The sequence below is a fragment of the Collimonas sp. genome (assembly GCF_044339385.1).
GTDB lineage: Bacteria > Pseudomonadota > Gammaproteobacteria > Burkholderiales > Burkholderiaceae_D > Collimonas.
In genome coordinates, this window is record NZ_JBIIVN010000220.1 from 1 (window position 1) to 3,103 (window position 3,103).

Consider the following 3,103-nt stretch of genomic DNA (forward strand, 5'->3'; position numbering starts at 1 on the left):
GTCCGCCAGCTTGACCAACTCAGGATCGGGCTTGGCCCGTTTGGTGCGTTTTACGTAGGTCATTTTTTCCTCTATGGTGGCAGTGTGCTGCCAAATGACCGTTTACACAAAACTAATTACACCCTCCAGGATTGTGGAATTGCGCCAGCAACTGCGCTTCCTTCGCGCGTGCCGCTGTCAGATGGCACTCCTTGACATGGCCATAGCCGCGAATTTCTTCAGGGATGCTGGCGATTGCCACTGCGACGGACAGGTTATCGATGCGCAATCCCGGCAACAGGGAGGCAACGGTTTCCTTATAGCGCGCAATCGCACTGCGCTCTTCCTTGCGCTCCGTGGTGTAACCGAAGATATCGAACACGCCGCCGCGCAGGAACCTGAGTTTGGCCAACATACCAAACGCCCGCATCATCCATGGCCCGAATTCCTGCTTGATTAAATGGCCATGCACATCGCGCTTGGCCAGCAGCAGCGGGGCCAGGTGAAACTTAAGCTTGTAGTCGCCTTCGAACATGCTGGCGATCTTGGCCTTGAATGCGCCATAGGTGTACAGGCGCGCTACTTCATACTCATCCTTGTAAGCCATCAGCTTGAACAAATAAGTCGCCACCGCTTTGCTAAAACGTTGCGCATTACGTGCGCCGTCGCTATGCGGTAATTGGCGTTCAGCAGCCGCGACCTGCTCGACGAAGCTGCGGTATTGCTCGGCGTAAGCGGCATCCTGATAGGAGCTCAGGACTGCCACGCGACGCATCATCAACTCTTCCAGATTCGGTGCGCGCTTGAAATCGATAATCTGCGCCGGGGTGCCGCCAAGGCCAGTACATTTCTCCAGGGATGCCATGTCGTAAGCGGCGCTGCGGCCCCAGACAAAAGCCTGCTTATTGAAAGCGACCTGCAGCGCATTCAATTCAATCGCCCGCATCAACGATGTGTCTGTCAGTGGCACCCAGCCTTTTTGCCAGGCGTAGCCGAGCATGAACATATTGGTCGCAATCGCGTCACCCATCAGTGCTGTGGCAATGCGACCGGCATCGATGAAGTCGACCCGGTCGCTGCCACAGGCGGCGCGTATGTCTTGCTCAGCCGCAGCATCGGGGAACTGCAAATCCGGATTCTTGACGAATGCGGCAGTCGGCGTGCGAGTTGAATTGATGGCTGCATATGTGCGACCCTCGCCAATCCGCGACAAGGCATCGCGGTTAGCGCTGACGATCGAATCGCAACCGATGACGAGGTCGGCGTCGCCGGTGCCGACACGTGTCGAATGGATATCGTCAGGATGATCGGCCAGACGCACATGCGACATGACTGGCCCACTCTTTTGCGCCAGCCCGCTCATATCCAGCACCGAACAGCCTTTGCCTTCGATGTGCGCCGCCATCGCCAGGATCTGGCCGATAGTAACCACACCGGTGCCGCCAATGCCGGTCACGACGATGCCATATGGCTTGTCGGTATTCGGCAGGATCGGCTGCGGCAGGCTTGCCAGCGGCGCCTCAGCGGTAGCCTGAAGCAGCCGCCATCTTGGCCGGCTGCTTCAGGCTACCGCCTTCAACCGTGACAAAACTCGGGCAAAAACCGGTGACGCAAGAGAAATCCTTATTGCACGACGATTGGTTGATCTGCCGCTTGCGGCCGAACTCGGTTTCCAGCGGTTCTACCGACAGGCAATTCGACTGCACACTGCAGTCGCCGCAACCTTCGCACACGGCTTCGTTGATCACTGCACGTTTTGCCGGGTCCGGATACTCGTTGCGTTTCCGGCGCCGGCGCTTTTCCGGTGCACAGGTCTGATCGTAAATCATCGCTGAAGTACCTTCGATCTCACGTAATTCGCGCTGTACGGCATCAAGTTCGCTACGGTGACGAATCGTCACGCCCGGCGCCCAGTCGGTACTGGCGCCATATTTCTCGGGTTTATCGGTGACCACGATAATCGGCGTCACACCTTCTGCTGCGATCTGGCGCGAAATCATCGCCGGATTAAGCGGACCGTCAAAGACCTGGCCGCCAGTCATGGCCACCGCGTCATTGAACAGTATCTTGTAGGTGATGTTAACCTTAGCCGCAACCGAGGCACGGATCGCCAGCAAGCCCGAGTGGAAATAGGTGCCGTCGCCAAGGTTGGCGAAAACATGCTTTTCCGAAGTGAACGGCGCCTGCCCGATCCAGGTCACGCCTTCGCCACCCATGTGAGTAAAGGTCGACGATTCGCGGTCCATCCACAGCACTATGTAATGGCAACCGATACCGGCCAGGCCGCGGCTACCGTCGGGCAGTTTGGTCGAGGTGTTGTGCGGGCAGCCGGAGCAGAAATGCGGCACCCGATCCTTGGCTGGATCGGGCTTGCTGCTGATGTTCAGCAGCGCTTCCTTGGCTTCCAGATAGGCAACTCGCTGCTGCACCCGTTGCGCCACTGGATGGCCGGCAAAGTATTTGGAAATGCGGGCGGCGATGGCACGCGCGATTTGCGCCGGATTCAACTCATAAGTCGCTGGCAACAGCCAGTCGCCGTGTCCCTCGCCACTGCGGTTGCTCCACTCGCCGGTATCGTCGAACTTACCGACCACGCGCGGACGCACGTCGTCGCGCCAGTTGTAGAGTTCTTCCTTGACCTGATATTCGAGGATCTGGCGCTTCTCTTCAACCACCAGAATTTCTTCCAGCCCCTGCGCAAATTCGCGCACACCTTCGGCTTCCAGCGGCCAGGTCATGCCGATCTTGTAGAGGCGGATACTGATGTCACGCGCGACGTTTTCATCGATGCCCAGATCGGCCAATGCCTGGCGCGTATCGAGATATGATTTGCCAGCTGTGATGATGCCGATCTTGGCGCGCGGGCTATCCCAGATGATCTGATTCAATTTGTTGATGCGGGCATACGCCAGCGCGGCGTACCATTTGTAGTTGTTCATCCGCGCTTCTTGCCCCAGCACGCTGTCCGGCAAACGGATGTTCAAGCCATCCGGCGGCAGTGAGCTTCCCTCGATTTTTCGTCTTCCAACAGGTGGCTTTTATGCCGCCTGTTTTTCCTGATGTTGCTCAGTGAGCCAGTCATCTAAATACTGGCAGGGTGAACGATAGCCAAGCGTCGAATGCT

At 57.6% G+C, this 3,103-nt stretch carries 1 pseudogene; it reads right to left on the bottom strand.

The window, feature by feature from the left end:
- Positions 1–112 precede the first annotated feature (112 nt).
- Positions 113–2,978 (bottom strand): annotated as a pseudogene (locus ACIQ0R_RS12090) (indolepyruvate ferredoxin oxidoreductase family protein); the annotation flags it as partial.
- Positions 2,979–3,103: the final 125 nt, after the last annotated feature.